The following is an 18,109-nucleotide window of genomic DNA, read 5'->3' as shown; positions in this document are numbered from 1 at the left end:
GGGTGCGTCCGAGGCTAGACTCTCGGCATGAGTACTCCGCTGGACAGCCCCGATCAGGGCGGCGTGGCAACGCTTGATCGCGAACTGGAAGAACTCCTCCGCGAGGAGAATGTCGAGCCGGGCGACCACGAGCGCTTCTCCCATTACGTCAAGAAGGACAAGATCCTCGAATCGGCGATCACCGGTAAGCCGGTGCGTGCGCTGTGCGGCAAGAAGTGGACGCCGGGCCGTGATCCGGAGAAGTTCCCGATCTGCCCCACGTGCAAGGAGATCTACGAATCGATGGTCGGCTGAACTGAACCGCCTCGGCCGCGTCAGCTCGCGTCGACGTAGACGGTGGGGATCGCCGGGTCGGACTTGCTCAGGGCGAGCGCTCTGACCGGAAGCTCCTCCCGCACCCGCAGATGGTGCGCTCGGGCAGAGGCCGTTCCCTCGGGTCCTTCGAACGAGTCGTCGATCTCGCCGTTCTCGACGAAGGTCGTCTGCAGCGCCCGCCCGTCCGAATGCTCGGCCGGGGTGTCGAGTTCCTCGAATTCGTCGGAGACGACGACGGTCTCTGCCTCCGCCACCCCGTCGACGAGGGTGCGGAACGCTGCTTTGCGCCCGCCGTGAGATGCCTTGTCGGTCGACGCCTTCGCGACGCCGATCCATGCGCCGTCCGAGTCCTGCCGCGCCACGAGCTTGTAGACCATGCTCGCGGTGGGGTATCCGGATCCCGTGACCACCGACGTGCCCACGCCGTAAGCGTCGACGGGCGACGCGGCCAGCGCGGCGATCGCATACTCGTCGAGATCGCTCGTGACCGTGATGCGTGTTCCGGTCGCACCGAGCTCGTCGAGCTGCGCCCGCACCTCGGCGGCGACGATCGGCAGGTCACCCGAGTCGATCCGCACGCCGCCGAGTCCCGTACCTGCGACGCGGATGGCCGTCTCGACCCCGGCGCGGATGTCGTAGGTGTCGACGAGCAGGGTGGTGTCGGTTCCCAGAGAGTCGATCTGCGAGCGGAACGCCTCCTCTTCGGTCTCGTGCAGCAGGGTCCAGGAGTGCGCGGCCGTGCCCATGGTGGGGATACCCCAGCGTCGTCCGGCCTCGAGATTGCTCGTGGCCCGGAAACCGGCGATGTAGGCCGCTCGCGCGGCTGCGACGGCGGACTGCTCTGCGGCACGCCGAGAGCCCATCTCGGCCAGCGGACGCTCGCCCGCCGCGATGCTCATGCGGGAGGCGGCGGTGGCGACGGCGGAGTCGTGGTTGAGCACGCTGAGAGCCAGGGTCTCGAGCACGACAGCGTCGGCGAAGCTGCCCTCGACCGTGAGGATGGGGGAGCCGGGGAAGTACAGCTCGCCCTCGCGGTAGCCACGGATGGAGCCGGTGAAGCGGTAGTTCTCGAGGTACGTCAGGGACTCGGCATCCACCACCTGGTTGTCACGCAGGAATCGCAGTTCGTCATCCTCGAAGCGGAACTGTCGCAGCAGCGTGAGGAGCCGACCGGTACCGGCGACGACTCCGAAACGTCGTCCTCCCGACAACCTGCGTGAGAACAGTTCGAACACGCTCGGCCGTGATGCGGTGCCGTCGCGCAGTGCGGCGGCGAGCATGGTCAGTTCGTAACGATCGGTCAGAAGCGCCGTGGACGTCGTCATCCGCTCAGCTTAGTGAGGGGAGCCGTCCGGGTCGCTGAGCGTGACGCGCGCCGCACGCGGGTAGGCTGGGTAGTCATGAACGACGCCCCGATCGGAATCTTCGACTCCGGTGTCGGCGGACTCACGGTGGCCCGGGCCATCCGAGCCCAGCTGCCCCGGGAATCGTTCGTCTACATCGGCGACACGGCTCACTCGCCCTATGGCCCCAAGCCGATCGCGGACGTGCGGCGCTACAGCCTCGAAGTACTCGATTCCCTGGTCGACCAGGGCGTCAAGATGCTCGTGATCGCCTGCAACACGGCATCGGCGGCCATGCTGCGCGACGCCAGAGAGCGCTACGACATTCCGGTCGTCGAGGTGATCGGCCCGGCAGTGCGACGAGCCGTGTCGACGACTCGCAACGGCCGCGTCGGGGTCATCGGCACCGTGGGGACGATCGGCTCCCGCGCCTACCAGGACATGCTCGAGGTGAACGAACGGCTCGAGGTCTTCACCGCGGCGTGCCCGCGCTTCGTCGAGTTCGTCGAGGGGGGCATCACCGGCACGCCTGAAGTGCTCGCCACCGCCGAGGAGTACCTCGCGCCGCTCCGCGAGGCGGATGTCGACACACTCGTTCTCGGCTGCACCCATTACCCCTTCCTGCGTGGCGCGATCAGCTACGTGATGGGGGAGGGGGTGACCCTCGTCTCGAGTGATGACGAGACCGCCGGGGATGTCTATCGCCAGCTCGTGCGAGGCGATCTTCTCGCGTCTCCCGACGCCACGGCCACGTACGTCTACGAGGCGACGGGGGACTCGACGACCGAGTTCACCGCCCTCGCCAACCGCCTGATGGGCCGGGAGGTGCGCGACGTGCAGCTCGTGCAGACCGGTGTCATCACGCTTCCGGAGCCTGTCCCCGGACAGTAGCCCGACCGCAGCATCCGCTTCATCCGCCTCCACCGAAGGAATCCCATGACCAGCATCGTCCGCGCCGACGGCCGTTCCACCGACCAGCTCCGCGAGATCACGATCGAGCGCGGGTGGAGCAGCCACGCCGAGGGCTCGGCTCTGATCAGCTTCGGCGGAACCAAGGTGCTGTGCACGGCATCATTCACGAATGGCGTTCCTCGCTGGCTGACCGGCAAGGGCAAGGGGTGGGTGACGGCGGAGTACTCGATGCTGCCCCGTGCGACCAACAGCCGCAACGACCGGGAGAGCGTCAAGGGGCGCATCGGCGGGCGCACGCACGAGATCTCGCGGCTGATCGGCCGTGCTCTGCGCGCAGTGGTCGACACCAAGGCGCTGGGTGAGAACACGATCGTGATCGACTGCGACGTGCTGCAGGCCGACGGAGGCACCCGCACCGCCGCGATCACCGGAGCGTACGTCGCCCTCGCAGATGCGATCGAGTGGGGACGCGAGAAGAAGTTCATCGGCAAGAACGCGACGCCGTTGCTCGACTCCGTGGCTGCGATCTCGGTCGGGATCATCGACGGCGAGCCCATGCTGGATCTGGCATATGTCGAGGACGTCCGCGCCGAGACCGACATGAACATCGTGGTCACGGGCCGCGGGCTCTTCGTCGAGGTGCAGGGCACGGCTGAAGGAGCGCCGTTCGACAAGCGCGAGCTCGACGCCCTGCTCGACCTGGGCGTCGCGGGCTGCGCCGACCTGAAGGATCACCAGCTGAAGGCGCTCGCGGGCTGATGAAGGTCGTCCTCGCCACGCACAATCCGCACAAGGTCGCGGAGTTCCAACAGATCGTGGCATCCGCTCGCCCTGATCTCGAGATCATCGCGTATGACGGACCGGAGCCCGTCGAGGACGGCGTCACGTTCGCGGAGAACGCGCTGATCAAGGCTCGCGCCGCGTCGGCGCACACGGGACTCGCGGCGCTCGCCGACGACTCCGGCATCTGCGTCGACGTGCTGGGCGGGTCGCCCGGTGTCTTCTCGGCCTATTGGGCGGGGCAGAAGAAGGATGCCGCGGCGAACCTCGAGCTGCTGCTCGACCAGCTGCGCGACATCGCGGATCCTCACCGCGCTGCTCACTTCAACTCGACGATCGCGCTCGTGACTCCGGACGGAGCCGAGCACGTGGTCGTCGGGAACTGGCCGGGACGTCTCGCGCGCGAAGCATCCGGAGGCGGCGGATTCGGTTACGACCCCATCTTCGTCCCGGACGGACAGCCCGAGGGGGCGGAGCGCACGGTCGGCGATTTCACTGCCGGCGAGAAGCAGGCGCAGTCGCACCGTGCGCGCGCGTTCGCGGAACTGCTGCCGTTGCTCGCCGCTCTCTGAGTCGGCGGCATTCACTACGGTTGACGTACTTCATGCGTAGTGGTTACTCTGATGACATGCGAGAACTCACCTACTACGTCGGCGTCACGCTCGACGGATTCATCGCCGGCCCGGACGGCGAGGTCGATTTCTTCCCCGTGACCGCTGCGTTCGCCGACGCTCTCGGCACGGAACTCCCCGACATCCAGCCTGCGCATGTGCGCGCGGCGCGGGGCGGCGCAAGCGCAGCGGTCACCCGCTTCGACACCGTCGTGATGGGGCGTCGGACCTACGAACCCGCACTGCAGGTCGCCATCACAGACCCGTACTCGCAGTTGCGGACCGTCGTGTTCAGTCGCTCGCTGGACGATCCGGGCGAAGCCAACGTCGAGATCGTGCGCACCGACCCTGTCGCGCGGGTCCGCGCGCTCAAGGCGGAACCCGGCCTCGGCATCTACCTCGCGGGTGGGGCCGGGCTCGCCGGGGTGCTCCTCGACGAGATCGATCGCCTCATCGTCAAGAAGTACCCGACGATCGCGGGGTCCGGCATCCCGATGGCGAGCCACCCCTTCGCCCCGACCCAGTTCCGTCTCGACGATGTGCGCTCGTTCGACAACGGGTGCGTCGTGCTCGAGTACTCTCGCCAGCGCTGACGGCCCTGCGGCTACTGAGAATCATCACCATTCCCGACTGGGCTGAGACCCGCCGGCGGGTGTGCGAGCCGGTCTAGCCTGGAGACATGCACGATCATGCGCCCGCCGCGGGCGGCATCCGCTCCGCGAACCATCGCCGTCTTCTGGCGATCTCGCTGACACTGACCGCGACGATCATGGTCGTGCAGATCGTGGGCGCACTGCTGACCGGTTCTCTCGCGCTGCTGGCGGATGCGGCTCACATGTTCACAGACGCCTCGGCTCTGGTGATCGCGCTCATCGCGGCGGCCGTCGCCGCCCGACCTGCCGACGACCGCCGCACGTTCGGATACCAGCGCGCCGAGGTGTTCGGGGCGCTCATCAACGCGATCATCCTGATCCTCCTCGCCGGGTGGGTGGGGGTGGAGGCCATCGGTCGTCTGATCAACCCGGGGGAGACCGAGGTGGTCGGCGGGCTGATGCTCATCGTCGCCGTCGTGGGTCTTGTCGCGAACGCCATCTCGATGTGGCTGCTGAGCCGCGCGCAGCGCACCAGCATGAACGTCCGCGGCGCCTACCTCGAGGTGATGGGCGACCTGATCGGGTCGGCGATGGTGATCATCGCAGCGATCGTGATCGTCACGACCGGATGGATGCCCGCCGACGCGCTCGCGTCGATCATGATCGCCGTGCTCATCATCCCGCGAGCCATCGCGCTGCTCCGCGAGGTGTTCTCGGTGCTCTCCGAATCAGCGCCCCAGGGCACTGCGGTCAGCGAGATCCGACAGCACCTCCTCGACTACGACGGAGTCGTCGGCGTGCATGACGTGCACGTCTGGCAGCTCACTCGCGGTGCTCCGGTGTTCAGTGCGCACGTCAGCGTCGACCCGGCTCTCCTCGCCGATGGACGTTCGGCGAAGCTGCTGAGCGACCTCCAGTCGTGTCTGTCGCACCACTTCGACGTCGCTCACTCGACCTTCCAGATCGAGCCCGCGGAGCAGTCCGACTGCCAACCGCACCACGCCTGACGGTCAGGACTCGACGATCACCTCGTCGGGAGTCTTATCCGGCCGGAGTCCCCGCCAACGGGAGTGACGCAGAACGCCGTCCGGGGTCCAGTTCGCGAACTCGACCTCGCCGACGAGCTCAGGTCGGACCCAGAGCGCATCCGACGCATCGAGCGCGGGCACGTCCTCGAGGGGCGCGGAGTCGGTGCGCAGGGGAGCGAGCCGGCTCAGCAGGTCGCGCAGCATCCGGTCGGTGAATCCCGTGCCGACGCGACCGACATAGCGCAGCCGTCCGGACTCGGGGACCGCGAGCAGCAGGGAGCCGAACGTGCCCTCCCGGTCGCCCTTGCCGGGGCGGATACCGACGATCACGACCTCCTGCATGCGGGTGTGCTTGATCTTCAGCCAGGCCGGTGAGCGCTGGCCCGGACGGTACCGCGAGGACGGATCCTTGACGACGACGCCCTCGAGGCCGAACTCATCGCTCGCCGCGAGAGCGGCGTCGAGATCGTCGAACACGGGTGGGACCTGCACCGGCGCATCGAGGTCGGCGACGACCTCCTCGAGGAGGGTCCGTCGCTCCGACAGCGCCATGGAGCTGAGGTCGTGACCGTTCAGGCGGAGCAGATCGAAAGCCATGTAGACGATGGGCGTGCGCACGACCTCGCGTTCGATCTCGCGGGGCCGAGTCAGGTGCATGCGGTTCTGCAGCATCGAGAAGCTCGGCCTGCCCTGCGCATCGAAGGCGACGATCTCGCCATCGATGATCGCATCGGACACGGGCAGGAACGGCGCGCCGTCGGCAGTCAGCTCGGGGTAGCGGGCCGTGATGTCGGTGCCGCTGCGGGCATGCAGCAGCATCCGTCCGTCCGCCCAGGTTCCGATGGCCCTGATGCCGTCCCACTTCACCTCCACCCACGACGGAGAGCTCAGAGTGCGGGCGATCGCCGGCGTGCCGTTCTCGGCCAGCATGGGGGAGATGGAGGGGGGAGACGACGAGGCCAGCGGTGCCGCACCGGTCGTCCGCGGGCGGTGGCGGCTCGCATGCGAGTTCGCGCCGTGTGCGTCGACGCGGGGGCCCGGCGCAGAGGTGGTGTCCGGGGGGCCCTCCTGGGCGGCGAGAAGCGGAGCGATGGGGTCCTGCCCGGAACCCGCACGCTCGAGCACCGTCGCGAAGTCGAGCTGCGCGAGGTCGGGGTCGTCGAGTTCGTCCCAGGTGCGCGGAGCCGCCACCCAGGGGTGCGCGCGACCACGCATCGAGTACGGCGAGATCGTCGTCTTCTTGCCGTTGTTCTGGCTCCAGTCGAGAAAGACCTTGCCGCCGCGCGCGGCCTTGGCCATCGTGCTCGTGGCGAGATCCGGATGCCCGGTCTCGATCAGACGGGCGATCTCCTTCGCGACCGCGGATATCTCTGCGCTCGTCTGCTGCCCGGGGAGGGCGGCGTAGAGGTGGATCCCTTTGCTTCCGCTGGTCACGGGCACCGGATCGAGTCCGATGTCGCTGAGCAGGCTGCGTGCGATCCGTGCGACCTCGGCGCACTGGGCGAGCCCGACCCCCGGGCCCGGGTCGAGATCCAGGACGAGCCGATCCGGCTTTCCCGGCATGCCGTCGGAGGCGAAGCGCCACTGCGGCACGTGCAGCTCGATCGCGGCGACCTGCGCGAGCCAGACCAGCGTGGGAACGTCCTGGACGAGGGGATACTCCTTGGGGCCGTCCGAGTGCCGGATCGGCTGTCGGGGGATCCATTCCGGAGCTCCCGGCTCGAGCTGCTTCGTGAAGAACGCGTCGGCGGGAGCATCCGCGGTCCCCACCCCTTCCACCCAGCGCTTGCGGGTCACGGGGCGGCCCGCGAGCAGAGGGAGGAGGTGCGGCGCGATCGCCGTGTAGTAGGCGATGATCTCGCCCTTCGTGGTGCCGGTCTCGGGGTAGACGACCTTGTCGAGGTTGGTGATGCGCAGCCGGCGGCCATCGATCTGCACGTTCTGCGCCTCTGCGACCATGACGCCAGCGTAGTCAAGGTACTGGCCGTGAGCCGCGCGGCTGGTGTTCACTGGGGTCATGAGAACGATCTGGAAAGGTGCGCTCACCTTCGGCCTCGTGAACGTGCCCGTCAAGGTGTATTCCGCCACCGAGGACCATGATGTGCCGCTGCACCAGGTGCACGAGAAGGACGGCGGCCGGATCCGGTACCAGCGCACCTGTGAGGTGTGCGGCGAGACCGTCGCCTACGCCGACATCGATCGCGCCTACGTCGAGGAAGGGCAGACGGTCGTGCTCACGAAGGACGATCTGGCGGCGCTGCCGGCGGAGAAGAGCCGCGAGATCGACGTCGTCGAGTTCGTGCCCTCCGACCAGGTCGATCTGCTGACCCTCGACAAGCCGTACTACCTCGAACCGGACTCGAAGTCGCCGAAGGCGTACGTGCTGCTGCGCAAGACGCTCGAACAGACCGACCGCACGGCGATCGTGCGCTTCACGCTGCGACAGAAGACCCGACTGGCTGCCCTCCGTGTGCGTGGAAAGGTGCTCGTGCTGCAGACGCTGCTGTGGGCCGACGAGGTGCGTGAGGCGGCGTTCCCGGTGCTCGACGAGGATGTGAGGATCTCGAAGAAGGAGCTCGAGCTCTCGGCATCCCTCGTAGACAGCTATTCGGCTGACTTCGATCCTGAGTCGTTCGTCGACGAGTACCAGAAGGAGTTGCGCACTCTGATCGATGCGAAGATCGAGGCGGGCGACACGTTCGATGTCTCGGACACCTTCGGCGAGGCCGAGGGCGATGCCAAGAGCGGTGAGGTCATCGACCTGATGGAGGCGCTGCGCGCCAGTGTGGCTCGCACCAAGGCCGCTCGGTCGGAGTCGACCGGCGACAAGGCGAGCACGAAGAAGAGCCCGAGCAAGAAGAAGGCGGGCTGAGACAGCCCGCCTTCTTCTGCACCGAGATCAGTGCTTGCCGTCTCCGTCGAAGTCCGGAGCACGGTCGAAGACCTCGGGGTCGAGGGCGAGTCCTTCGGCCTCGGTGGCGTCTGTCTCACCCTCGCCGGCCGCGGCTTCCTTCTTCGCCTTGTGACGCTCGGACAGGTAGTGCCAGAGCGTGATGAGTGCCGTGCCGCCGACGGCAGCGAGCAGGATCAGGTCGATGTAGCTCTCGACGAAGTGCGCGACCGGCGGGATGAAGCCGATGGCGTACCCGAACATCGTCAGACCGAAGCCCCAGAGGATCGCACCGATGAGGTTGTACAGCGTGTAGCGGCGCCACGGCATGTGGCCCACGCCGGCGGCGACCGGGGCGAAGGTGCGAACGATCGGCACGAAGCGGGCGAGGATGACGGTGATGCCGCCGAAACGCTCGAAGAAGGCGTTCGTCCGCTCGACGTTCTTCTTGCTGAACAGGCCCGATTCCTTGCGTTCGAAGACTGCGGGTCCGCCCTTGTGGCCGATGAGGTAGCCGACCTCACCGCCGACGAACGCCGAGAGCCCGATGAGCAGCGCGACGATCCACACGTTGATGCCGAACACCCCGTGCTCCGAACCCGCGATCGGGTGCGACAGGAGTCCTGAGATCACGAGCAGCGTGTCGCCAGGAAGCAGGAACCCGACCAGAAGGCCCGTCTCCGCGAAGACGATGAAGCACACCACGAGAAGCGCCCAGGGGCCGGCCGAGCCGATGATCGTGGCGGGGTCGAGCCAGGGGATGAGAGCGGCGTGATGCATGGATTTCCCGTCGTCGTGCGCTGTGCGGCGGTCAAGTCGTCGGTCGCAGGGGGTGCGACAGATCGGTGCGGAAGGTGGGACTTGAACCCACACGCCCTAGGGCACAGGAACCTAAATCCTGCGTGTCTGCCAATTTCACCACTCCCGCGCGCTGGGATAAGTCTACTGATCGGGGGATCGTGCGTTGCTGGGGATCCGCCCGCAGGAGCACCGCCGCCGCTGTGGATAACTCCGGCGCGTGTCACCCGATCCTTGCGAGGATGCTCGGGTGATCCAGCCCTCCGTCCTCGTCGCCGAGCGCGTTCGTCAGCGGCTACGCGCCGAAGGAACGGATCCGACGTTCGACTCCTCGGCAGCGCGCTCGGTCACGCTCGCCGAGGTGCGCAAGTTCAACGATCTGGCGCTGGCGCGAGGCGCGGCGGTGATCGACGACGAAGCAGCATGCGTGCGTGACGTGCTCGCGGCGGTCAGCGGCTTCGGGCCGTTGCAGTCGCTCCTCGACGACCCTGAGATCGAGGAGATCTGGCTCAACGGCCCCGAGAGCATCCACGTCGCACGCGGAGGGGTCGCCGAGCGGATCGAGATGCGTCTCACGGAAACGTCGTTGCGCGATCTCATCGAGCGGATGCTGCAGTCGACGGGGCGCCGTGTCGACATCAGTCAGCCGTTCGTGGATGCGTCTCTTCCCGACGGGTCGAGACTGCATGTCGCGATCGCGGATGTCGTCCGCGGATCGTGGTCCGTCAACATCCGCAAGTTCCTGCCCCGGTATCGAAGCCTCGAGGCGCTCGTCGACCACGGGGCGCTGACTCCGGACCTGGCCGCGATGCTTCGTGACGCGATGCGCGCGGGCAGGAGCGTCGTCGTGTCCGGTGCCACCCACGCAGGCAAGACCACCTTCCTCGGTGCGCTGCTCGACTCGTGCGCCGACCGTCAGCGGATCATCACCGTCGAGGAGACCTTCGAGCTCGCGGTGCAGGGACCGGATGTCGTGTCCTTGCAGGGGCGTCAGGCGAGTCTGGAGGGAACGGGGGAGATCACGCTGCGCAGGCTCGTGAAGGAGGCGCTGAGGATGCGACCCGATCGCCTCGTCGTCGGCGAAGTCAGAGATGCGGAGGCGCTCGACCTGGTCCTCGCACTCAACACAGGCGTGCCGGGTGCCGCGACCGTGCACGCGAACTCCGCGGCCGAGGCGCTCGACAAGCTCACGCTTCTGCCGCTCCTCGCGGGACGGAACATCGATCGATCGTTCATCGTGCCGGCCCTCGCCGGCGCGGTCGATCTCGTGGTGCACTGCGTGCGTGACGACACCGGAGTGCGACGGGTGCACGAGGTCATCGCGCCGACGGGCGCGGTGGTCGACGGCCGGATCATCACGCGAACCGTGTACATCCGCGGCGACGAGGCGTCCACTGAACAGACGGCGTGGCGTCGCGGAGGCACTCTGTGACGGTCCTGCTCGGTGCGATGCTCGCCGCAGGTCTGCTGCTGTGCGCATCGCCGTGGCTCTGGCCTCCGCCTCAAGATGGAGGAAGGGTCCGGCACCGCGGCCGTCTGACTCGCCTTCTCGAAGAGGGCGGCATGGCGTCTGTCAGCCCGCGCACGCTCCTGCTGGTGATGCTGACGGTCGCGCTCGCCGCCGCTTCCTCTGTCTGGCTCTTCACAGCCATCCCGGTCCTCGCGGGCTTGGCAGGCGCGACCGCGGCCGTCGTGCCGATCGTCTTCGTGCGTTCCCGACGCCTCCGGCTGCGCAGACTTCGTCGCCAGCTCTGGCCCGACGTCTGTGACCTGCTGATCGCATCCATCCGTGTCGGATTGTCACTGCCGGACGCCGTCGCGAGTCTCGCTGAGTCATCGCCGACGATGATGCGGCCGGCCTTCGCCGTGTTCGCCAGAGACCTGCGCGCCACCGGCCGCTTCGAGACGAGCCTCGACCGGCTGAAGGCGGCGTTGGCTGATCCCATCGCCGATCGGATCATCGAGACGCTCCGTATGGCGCGACAGGTCGGCGGCACCGAGCTCACAGGCGTCCTCCGCGCGCTGTCGTCGTCGGTGCGCGCAGACGCCGTGCTGCGCGGCGAGGTCGAAGCCAGACAGTCATGGATCCGAGGCGCTGCCGTGCTCGGTGCCGTCGCGCCCTGGGTGATCCTCGGCCTGCTGGTGCTGCGCCCTGAGGGCGCGGCCGCCTACGGCACCGGTGAAGGGATGCTGGTGATCTGCGGGGGAGCTGCCGTGTCGGTGATCGCCTATCGCTTGATGATCCGTATCGGTCGGCTCGCCGAGCCGGGGCGGTGGTTCGGGTGAACCCGATGTCCGCGATCGCCGTCGCCGTGCTCGGCGGCGGAACACTCGGCATGGGGTTGCTCTGCATACTCGCGTCGCTTCCACGGTGGTCGGCAGCGCCGCTGGCTCTGCGCATCGCGCCCTATGTGCGCGATGCGGTCGCCGATGAAGACCTGCCCGGGAACGCGCTCCCGCGAGTCGGCGTGCTCTCCGCGGGTGACCGCGCATTCTGGCTTCGGTCACGTGTGCTCTTCGAACGCCTTGTAGGCGGCGGCGATGCTCTGCATCGGAGGATCGAGCAGGCGGGGATTCCTCTGGAGCAGGGGGCCTTCCGCGGGCGTCAGCTCGGCTGGGTGCTCGCCGGCATCGTCATCGGCTCGATCGCTGCGATCGTGTTCGCGATCACGGGCCGGATGAGCCCGCCGATCGCCCTGCTGCCCGGGATCCTCGGAGCCGCAGCCGGGTTCGCATACGACGTGCGGCTCACGGCTCGCGTCGCTTCGCGTCGCGCCCGGTTGACCGACGAGCTGCCGACCACTCTCGAGTTCCTCGCGCTGTGCCTGTCGGCGGGTGAAGGCTTCCTGGACTCGCTGCGTCGGGTGGCCGCGGTCGGCTCCGGCGAACTGACCGGTGAGTTCCGCCGCGTGGTGCTCGCTGTCGGCACGGGGTCGCCGCTCGCCGACGCGCTCACGGAGATGGCCGCGCGACTGCAGCTTCCGGGGCTCTCCCGTGCGATCGATCAGGTGACCGCCGCGCTCGAGCATGGCGCGCCGCTCTCGGCCGTCCTGCATGCGCAGGCGGGGGACGCTCGCGAGGACGCCAAGCGGGTCCTCATCGAACAGGCCGGTCGGAAGGAGATCCTGATGCTCCTCCCGCTCGTCTTCCTGATCCTCCCGCTGTCCGTGCTCTTCGCCATCTACCCCGGTCTCTTCATCCTGCGACTCGGCATCGGCTGAGCGACCACGAAAGGACGACATGAACACCTCTCGACCACTGGGCACCACCAGGGTTGCCTCGCTCACCCCCGATCTCATGGACGATCTCGTCGGCGACGAATCGGGGGACGTACCCGGATGGGTGCTCGTCACACTGATGACCGCCGGTCTGGTGGTGCTCATCTGGGCGGTCGCCGGCCCGGCGCTCAGCGCACTGTTCGAGCAGGCCATCCAACGCGTCTCCGGTCTCTGACAGGTCTCCCTGATGACTGTCGATCTACCGCGGCGCCTTCTCGGCGATGAACGCGGATCGAGTCCCGTGGAGTTCGTGCTCGTGGGAACGCTCCTCACCCTTCTCACTCTCGCTGTCATGCAGCTCGCGCTCGCCGTCTACGTGCGCAATGTCGTGCACGACGCGGCGGTCGAAGGGGCCTACTACGCGGCCCTGGCAGACACGCCCATGGAACAGGGCGTGGAGCGCGCCCGCGCGGCGATCACCCTCGCGGTCGGGGCCGAGTACGCCCACGATGTGACGGCCGTTCGATCGACGGCACTGGATCGCGCGACGATCGAGGTGCGCGTCCGAACGACGCTCCCCGTGATCGGGCTGCTCGGGGTGCCCTTCGCGTTGGAGGTGCAGGCGCATGCGCCGCAAGAGTCCTTCGATGATCGATGACGAGGGTTCGGCGGCACTCGAATTCATCACGGTGGGCGTCATCCTGCTTGTGCCGTTGGTCTACCTGATCATCGCGCTGGGCGCGATTCAGGAGCAGACACTGGGAGTCGGGGCGGCCGCGCGCCACGTCGCGCGCACGATCGTGCTCGCACCGGATGCCGCCACTGCAGCAGTGCGGAGTGAGCTCGTGCTCGCCGACGTCACCGATCAGTACGGCATCGACGAGGAATCGACCGAGGTGTCTGTGGCGTGCGTGCCCGTCGGGACGGAGTGTCCGTCGGCAGGCGCCGTCGTGACCGTCACGGTCACGACGTCGGTGTCCCTGCCACTGATGCCGGCGGTCTTCGGATCGGACTCGGCGGCCGCGATCCGAGTCGAGGGGTCGGCGGTCCAGAAGGTCTCTCGCCTGTGGGGCACGGGATGAGAGGGGCGAGTGACGACGGAAGCGTGCTGCTGCTGACGCTCGGCTATGCCCTGCTGGCGCTCGCACTCATCTTCGTGAGCGTCTGCGCGACCGACCTCTACATCTCGCAGAAGCGGCTGGATGCGATCGCTGACGCCGCAGCGCTCGCCGGAGCGGACGGCTTCACCCTGGCTGTGGACGGAACGACGGCACGGGCGGACCTCACCGATCAGGGGGTCAGAGAGCAGGTCGACGCACTGCTCGCCGCGCTGCCGTCACCCGTGGACCTCGATTCAGCGTCGAGCCCCGACGGGCACTCAGCACGCGTGACCGTCTCGACCCTGTGGCATCCGCCGCTCGTGTCACTGTTCGTGACGGACGGGGTGCGCCTCGAGGCGACGGGGACGAGTCGCACCGCTCTGGGGTGATCGTTCGCTCGGGTCGACCTGCACGAGGGCGACCTCCGCCGGATGCGACGTCAGCTCACCAGACGATCGCGCAGTCGTCGCACCCGCCCGGCGAAGCCCTGCGGCACCTGCGACGGCAGCGCGTCGATCGCCCACCAGCGCACGTCCTCCGACTCGTCGCTCACGATCAGGTCGGCATCGTCGCTGATGACGACGCCGATCCCGATGTCGAGATGGGATGCGCACCGACCGAACGCCGAGGACAGCGCGTGATGATCGAGGTCGTACACGAGCGGTTCCGCGCTGGCGGAGACGTCCACACCGGTCTCCTCCCGCAGCTCGCGCAGAGCGGCATCCGCCACAGAGGTGTCGTCGGGTTCGAGATGTCCGCCTGGCTGCACCCAGAACTGCCCCTTGGCGTGGAAGACGAGCAGCGTGCGAGTGAGTGAGCGGTCGAACACGAGCGCCGAAGCGGTCGCGTGATCGGGACCGTCGTCGCGGGAGACCGGCCCATGATCGTCGGCGAAGAACGTCGCGAAGTCGGCCGCGACATCGCGATCGTGATCCGTCGACGACGGAGCCGCGACGACCAGGCGGCGCACGTCTGCGCGGAGGGCAGCGGTCATGACTCCTCCTGTGTGCTGCGCGGAACGAAACGCGGGATCCAGCGGATGAATCCACCCGCGCCGATCAGGCCGATCGCACCCATCGCCGCTGCGGCGATCGGCAGTGACGCGATCGCGACGATCGCCGACACCAGCAGCGGAGCGGCCGCTCCGCCGGCATCCGTCAGCGTGCGCCACGAGCCGAGGAACGCGGCGGGCTCCTCCTTCGGCGCGACGTCGGCGCCGAGTGTGAGCAGAATGCCGCTCGAGAGCCCGTTGCCCACCCCGAGCACGGCGGCGAACATGCCGAACCACAGGACCGCGGCTTCCAGGTCGTGCGTGAAGGAGAGGGCCAGGAACCCCGCGCCCATCAGCACCATCGCCGGCATAGCCGCCCACAGACGCCCGAACCTGTCCATCACCTGGCCGCTGGCGTAGAACAGGGCGAAGTCGATCGCTCCCGAGATTCCGACGACGAGGGCGATGGTCGAGGCGTCGAGTCCGAGTGAGAGTCCCCACAGGGGAAGCACGACCTGACGTGCCGATCGCACCGCGGACAGCGACGCGGCGGCGAGTCCCAGTCGTCCGAGCACGCTGCGCTGTTGCCACATCGTGCGGAAGATGCCCGCATGCGCGGTCGTCGGAATCGAGCCCGTGACCGGTTCGCCGGAATCATCCGCGAGTGCGGCGGTGCGCACAGGGGTCGTCGGGGCGATCGTCTTCGCGGGATCGGGGCCCAGCAGCACGAGCAGCACCATCACGACGAGACAGCCCAGGAAGAACCAGATCGCGGCTGATTCCGAACCGAACAGCTGCAGGAGCCCAGCGGCGACGAACGGCCCGATGAAGATTCCGAGGCGGAAGCTGCCACCGAGCAGCGAGAGCGCGCGAGCACGGAACGCGAGGGGAACCCTCGTCGTCATGAACGCATGACGCGCCAGGCCGAAGGCAGCCGCGCAGAACCCCAGGAGGAACACGGAGGCGGCCAGCACGCCCAGCGAGGGGGCGAACACCATTCCGACGCCGGCGACGATCGCTATCGCACCCGCGATCACCATCGTGAAGCGCTCGCCGATGCGCGCGACGGCCCAGCCCGCAGGAAGGTTGCCGCACAGCTGACCCACGACCAGGGCGGACGCCACCAGGGCGGCGAAGGCGACGTCGGCGCCCATCCGCGCAGCGATCACCGGGATCAGAGGGATCACCGCGCCTTCACCGAGCGAGAACAGCACGGTCGGGAGGTACACCATCGGTCCGAATCGCCTGAGGACCGTGGATGCGCTGCTCACCCAATTCACGCTACTCCCGTTCGAACGCCGTCCCCGCCCGCAGGGGCGGCACGTTAGGCTGGACGCGACATGCTCGAACTCGATCTCTCCGCCGACATCCAGGCCCTGCGACTCACCTACGGTGACATCCGCGAGGTCATCGATGTCGAGACCCTCCGCTCCGACATCGCGCGCCTCAGCGAGGAAGCCGGCGTGCCGGACCTCTGGGACGACCCCGAACGCGCCCAGAAGGTGACCAGTGCTCTGAGCCACCGCCAGTCGGCGCTCGCCAGAGTCGAGGGCATCGGTCGTCGACTCGACGATCTTGAGGTTCTCGTCGACCTGGCGAACGAGATGGGCGATGAGGACTCCGCCGTCGAAGCGCGCGCCGAGCTCAACGCGCTCACCGAGATCATCAATCAGCTCGAGGTGCAGACGCTGATGGACGGCGAGTACGACGAGCGCTCCGCCATCATCACCATCCGCTCGGGTGCAGGCGGCGACGACGCCACCGACTTCGCCGAGATGCTCATGCGCATGTACCTGCGCTGGGCCGAGCGCCACAAGTATCCCGTCAAGGTTCTCGACACCTCGTACGCCGAGGGTGCCGGCATCAAGTCGGCGACGTTCGAGATCGACGCTCCTTACGCATTCGGAACGGTGTCGGTCGAGGCAGGGACGCACCGCCTCGCCCGCATCAGTCCGTTCGGCTCGGCGGACAAGCGGCAGACGTCGTTCGCCGCCGTCGAGGTCATCCCTCTCATGGAGGAGGCGACCGAGGTCGACATCCCCGAGAACGACATCCGAGTCGACGTCTTCCGCTCGTCGGGTCCCGGCGGGCAGTCCGTCAACACCACCGACTCCGCCGTGCGCCTGACTCACCTTCCGACCGGCATCGTCGTCTCGATGCAGAACGAGAAGTCGCAGATCCAGAACCGTGCTGCCGCGATGCGCGTGCTTCAGACCCGACTCCTGCTGCTGCAGAAGGAGGAGGAAGCCGCGAAGAAGAAGGAGCTCGCCGGAAACATCACGGCGAGCTGGGGCGACCAGATGCGCTCGTACTTCCTCTACGGTCAGCAGCTCGTGAAGGACCTCCGCACCGGACACGAGTCGGGCAACCCGGCCGCCGTGTTCGACGGCGATCTCGACGGGTTCATCTCGGCCGGCATCCGCTGGCGCAAGCGCAAAGACGAGGACTGAGCGACGCTCGTCTCAGCGGTCGGCGCCTTCGAGGGTGCCCGTGATCTCGTCGTAGCTGATCACGATGCACTGGACTGCGCGGTCGTTCATCCGCTTCCATGACGACTCAGTCGGTACGAACCAGTAGTTGTCGAGCTCCGAATCGGCGTAGGGGATGCCGACGAACTCCCCGAAAGCGGCGTCGCACCTCTCGGCCGCGATGGTCTGCAGTTCGTCGTCCCCGGGGAATTCGCCCTGTGGCACATCGAAGATGAAATAGACCTCGTCGGTGTGCGGCGCGTCACACGGAACGATCGGAAGCTCGTACACCTCTTCCTCCCATTCGATGAGCGGAATGCAGTGACCGACCTCGAGTTCGTTGACCGTCACGGTCTCGGTTCCCGCGCTGCCGGGAGAGCCTTCGGCGGTGTCGTCGGGTTCTGTGCTCTGGGTCGCCTGAGGGGTCGAGGTGGACGTCGGCACGATCGACGACAGCCCCGAGGAGCCCAGGGTCAGCAGCATCATGGCGATCGCGACGACACCACCCAGCACGGCCACCGCGATGCCCACCGCTCCCGGCCACTTCGCACCCCGGAGGAACAGGGAGATCAGCGAGAGCACGAATCCGATCCCGAGCAGAACCCCACCAGCCATCGAGATCGGCGGGATGCACGAGAGGACCACTCCGAGCGCGGCCATGCCGAGACCGATGATGCCGAGCACAGAGACCTTCGTGTTCGCCTTCGGAGGCACAGGGCCGTACGACCCGAACCCTGCCGTCGCATCGGGGGAGGCGACGACGCCTGCCGAGGTCGCGGGCATCGACGCGCGCCCGTACTGCGGCACCTCTGCGGAGGCCCCGGGGGAGCGATTCGACGACTGCCAGGCATAGGGCGGTTCGAAGATCGGGTCCGCCGATGCGGCGACCGTGGGCTCCTCCGTGGCATGCTGGCCGTGCTCCTGTGGCGTGTTCGCCACGGACGACGTCTCGGTGGTCACGGTGTGCTCAGTCCAGACTGCGCCGTCCCACCAGCGCTGCCGGCCCGCTCCGTCGTCGTACCACCCTGCCGGGACCGTCATGATCGCCGTTCCGCTCGGGTC

General features: G+C 67.8%; 21 protein-coding genes and 1 tRNA gene. 15 read left to right on the top strand and 7 right to left on the bottom strand.

Translation table 11 applies throughout. From position 1 onward, the window contains the following. Positions 1-27: 27 nt before the first annotated feature. A complete protein-coding gene (locus AKG07_RS06780) occupies positions 28-294 on the top strand; it encodes a DUF3039 domain-containing protein (RefSeq protein ID WP_053096965.1) in 267 nt (88 codons plus the stop codon). A 20-nt stretch (positions 295-314) separates the two neighbouring features. Here the strand turns inward: AKG07_RS06780 and AKG07_RS06775 are convergent, their stop codons facing one another. Next, positions 315-1,640, bottom strand: coding sequence for a nicotinate phosphoribosyltransferase (locus tag AKG07_RS06775; RefSeq protein WP_053096963.1), 1,326 nt, complete (start codon positions 1,638-1,640; stop codon positions 315-317). A gap of 75 nt (positions 1,641-1,715) precedes the next feature. On the opposite strand from AKG07_RS06775, the gene murI reads away from it, so the two are divergent. From murI to AKG07_RS06750, 5 genes are all read left to right on the top strand, one after another. Further along, on the top strand, positions 1,716-2,549 hold the full coding sequence (murI, locus tag AKG07_RS06770) for a glutamate racemase (protein WP_053096961.1): 834 nt from the start codon (positions 1,716-1,718) through the stop codon (positions 2,547-2,549). Between the two features lie 45 nt (positions 2,550-2,594). After that, complete coding sequence (gene rph, locus AKG07_RS06765; RefSeq protein WP_042536503.1) at positions 2,595-3,329, top strand: ribonuclease PH; 735 nt, start codon at positions 2,595-2,597, stop codon at positions 3,327-3,329. After that, positions 3,329-3,922, top strand: coding sequence for an RdgB/HAM1 family non-canonical purine NTP pyrophosphatase (gene rdgB, locus AKG07_RS06760; RefSeq protein ID WP_053096959.1), 594 nt, complete (start codon positions 3,329-3,331; stop codon positions 3,920-3,922). Before rph ends, rdgB begins: the two co-directional genes overlap by 1 nt. Before the next feature lie 56 nt (positions 3,923-3,978). Then, positions 3,979-4,554 (top strand): dihydrofolate reductase family protein, encoded by a 576-nt coding sequence (locus AKG07_RS06755; RefSeq protein WP_053096958.1) that lies wholly within the window; start codon positions 3,979-3,981, stop codon positions 4,552-4,554. A gap of 86 nt (positions 4,555-4,640) precedes the next feature. Further along, entirely contained in the window at positions 4,641-5,561 is a 921-nt protein-coding gene (locus tag AKG07_RS06750; protein ID WP_053096956.1) for a cation diffusion facilitator family transporter, read from the top strand. A gap of 3 nt (positions 5,562-5,564) precedes the next feature. Here AKG07_RS06750 and ligD read toward each other — a convergent pair whose 3' ends face one another. Then, complete coding sequence (gene ligD / locus AKG07_RS06745) at positions 5,565-7,541, bottom strand: non-homologous end-joining DNA ligase (protein ID WP_053099179.1); 1,977 nt, start codon at positions 7,539-7,541, stop codon at positions 5,565-5,567. A 58-nt stretch (positions 7,542-7,599) separates the two neighbouring features. Between ligD and ku the strand changes: the two genes are divergently transcribed. Beyond that, positions 7,600-8,454, top strand: coding sequence for a non-homologous end joining protein Ku (ku, locus tag AKG07_RS06740; protein ID WP_053096954.1), 855 nt, complete (start codon positions 7,600-7,602; stop codon positions 8,452-8,454). Positions 8,455-8,481: 27 nt separating this feature from the next. Here the strand turns inward: ku and AKG07_RS06735 are convergent, their stop codons facing one another. Continuing rightward, on the bottom strand, positions 8,482-9,252 hold the full coding sequence (locus AKG07_RS06735) for a DedA family protein (protein ID WP_053096952.1): 771 nt from the start codon (positions 9,250-9,252) through the stop codon (positions 8,482-8,484). 66 nt (positions 9,253-9,318) lie between these two features. Further along, positions 9,319-9,400 (bottom strand) — tRNA-Leu (locus AKG07_RS06730). A gap of 120 nt (positions 9,401-9,520) precedes the next feature. Between AKG07_RS06730 and AKG07_RS06725 the strand changes: the two genes are divergently transcribed. The 7 genes from AKG07_RS06725 to AKG07_RS06695 are packed head-to-tail and all read left to right on the top strand — an operon-like array spanning position 9,521 to position 13,977. Beyond that, positions 9,521-10,702, top strand: a complete 1,182-nt coding sequence (locus AKG07_RS06725) for a CpaF family protein (RefSeq protein WP_053096950.1) — start codon at positions 9,521-9,523, stop codon at positions 10,700-10,702. Beyond that, a complete protein-coding gene (locus tag AKG07_RS06720) occupies positions 10,699-11,556 on the top strand; it encodes a type II secretion system F family protein (protein WP_053096949.1) in 858 nt (285 codons plus the stop codon). The genes AKG07_RS06725 and AKG07_RS06720 overlap by 4 nt, the downstream gene beginning before the upstream one ends. Positions 11,557-11,561: 5 nt before the next feature. Continuing rightward, complete coding sequence (locus tag AKG07_RS06715) at positions 11,562-12,491, top strand: type II secretion system F family protein (protein WP_233277343.1); 930 nt, start codon at positions 11,562-11,564, stop codon at positions 12,489-12,491. A 19-nt stretch (positions 12,492-12,510) separates the two neighbouring features. Further along, on the top strand, positions 12,511-12,723 hold the full coding sequence (locus AKG07_RS06710; RefSeq protein ID WP_053096947.1) for a hypothetical protein: 213 nt from the start codon (positions 12,511-12,513) through the stop codon (positions 12,721-12,723). A 12-nt stretch (positions 12,724-12,735) separates the two neighbouring features. Then, entirely contained in the window at positions 12,736-13,146 is a 411-nt protein-coding gene (locus AKG07_RS06705; protein ID WP_053096945.1) for a TadE/TadG family type IV pilus assembly protein, read from the top strand. After that, positions 13,136-13,570 (top strand): TadE family protein, encoded by a 435-nt coding sequence (locus AKG07_RS06700; RefSeq protein ID WP_233277342.1) that lies wholly within the window; start codon positions 13,136-13,138, stop codon positions 13,568-13,570. The genes AKG07_RS06705 and AKG07_RS06700 overlap by 11 nt, the downstream gene beginning before the upstream one ends. Then, entirely contained in the window at positions 13,567-13,977 is a 411-nt protein-coding gene (locus AKG07_RS06695) for a hypothetical protein (RefSeq protein ID WP_053099177.1), read from the top strand. Before AKG07_RS06700 ends, AKG07_RS06695 begins: the two co-directional genes overlap by 4 nt. Positions 13,978-14,027: 50 nt before the next feature. Here the strand turns inward: AKG07_RS06695 and AKG07_RS06690 are convergent, their stop codons facing one another. Together AKG07_RS06690 and AKG07_RS06685 are read right to left on the bottom strand one after the other, a co-directional pair. Further along, on the bottom strand, positions 14,028-14,582 hold the full coding sequence (locus AKG07_RS06690; RefSeq protein WP_053096941.1) for an NUDIX hydrolase: 555 nt from the start codon (positions 14,580-14,582) through the stop codon (positions 14,028-14,030). After that, a complete protein-coding gene (locus AKG07_RS06685) occupies positions 14,579-15,811 on the bottom strand; it encodes an MFS transporter (RefSeq protein ID WP_053096939.1) in 1,233 nt (410 codons plus the stop codon). Before AKG07_RS06685 ends, AKG07_RS06690 begins: the two co-directional genes overlap by 4 nt. Positions 15,812-15,919: 108 nt before the next feature. Between AKG07_RS06685 and prfB the strand changes: the two genes are divergently transcribed. Beyond that, entirely contained in the window at positions 15,920-17,029 is a 1,110-nt protein-coding gene (gene prfB / locus AKG07_RS06680) for a peptide chain release factor 2 (RefSeq protein ID WP_053096937.1), read from the top strand. 12 nt (positions 17,030-17,041) lie between these two features. Here prfB and AKG07_RS06675 read toward each other — a convergent pair whose 3' ends face one another. Beyond that, positions 17,042-18,088 (bottom strand): DUF2510 domain-containing protein, encoded by a 1,047-nt coding sequence (locus AKG07_RS06675; protein ID WP_053096935.1) that lies wholly within the window; start codon positions 18,086-18,088, stop codon positions 17,042-17,044. Positions 18,089-18,109: the final 21 nt, after the last annotated feature.

Source organism: Microbacterium sp. CGR1 (genome assembly GCF_001266755.1).
In the GTDB taxonomy this organism is placed as follows: Bacteria; Actinomycetota; Actinomycetes; order Actinomycetales; family Microbacteriaceae; genus Microbacterium.
Note: the sequence above shows the minus strand (reverse complement) of the source record. Positions and strands in the feature narration are given on the sequence as shown.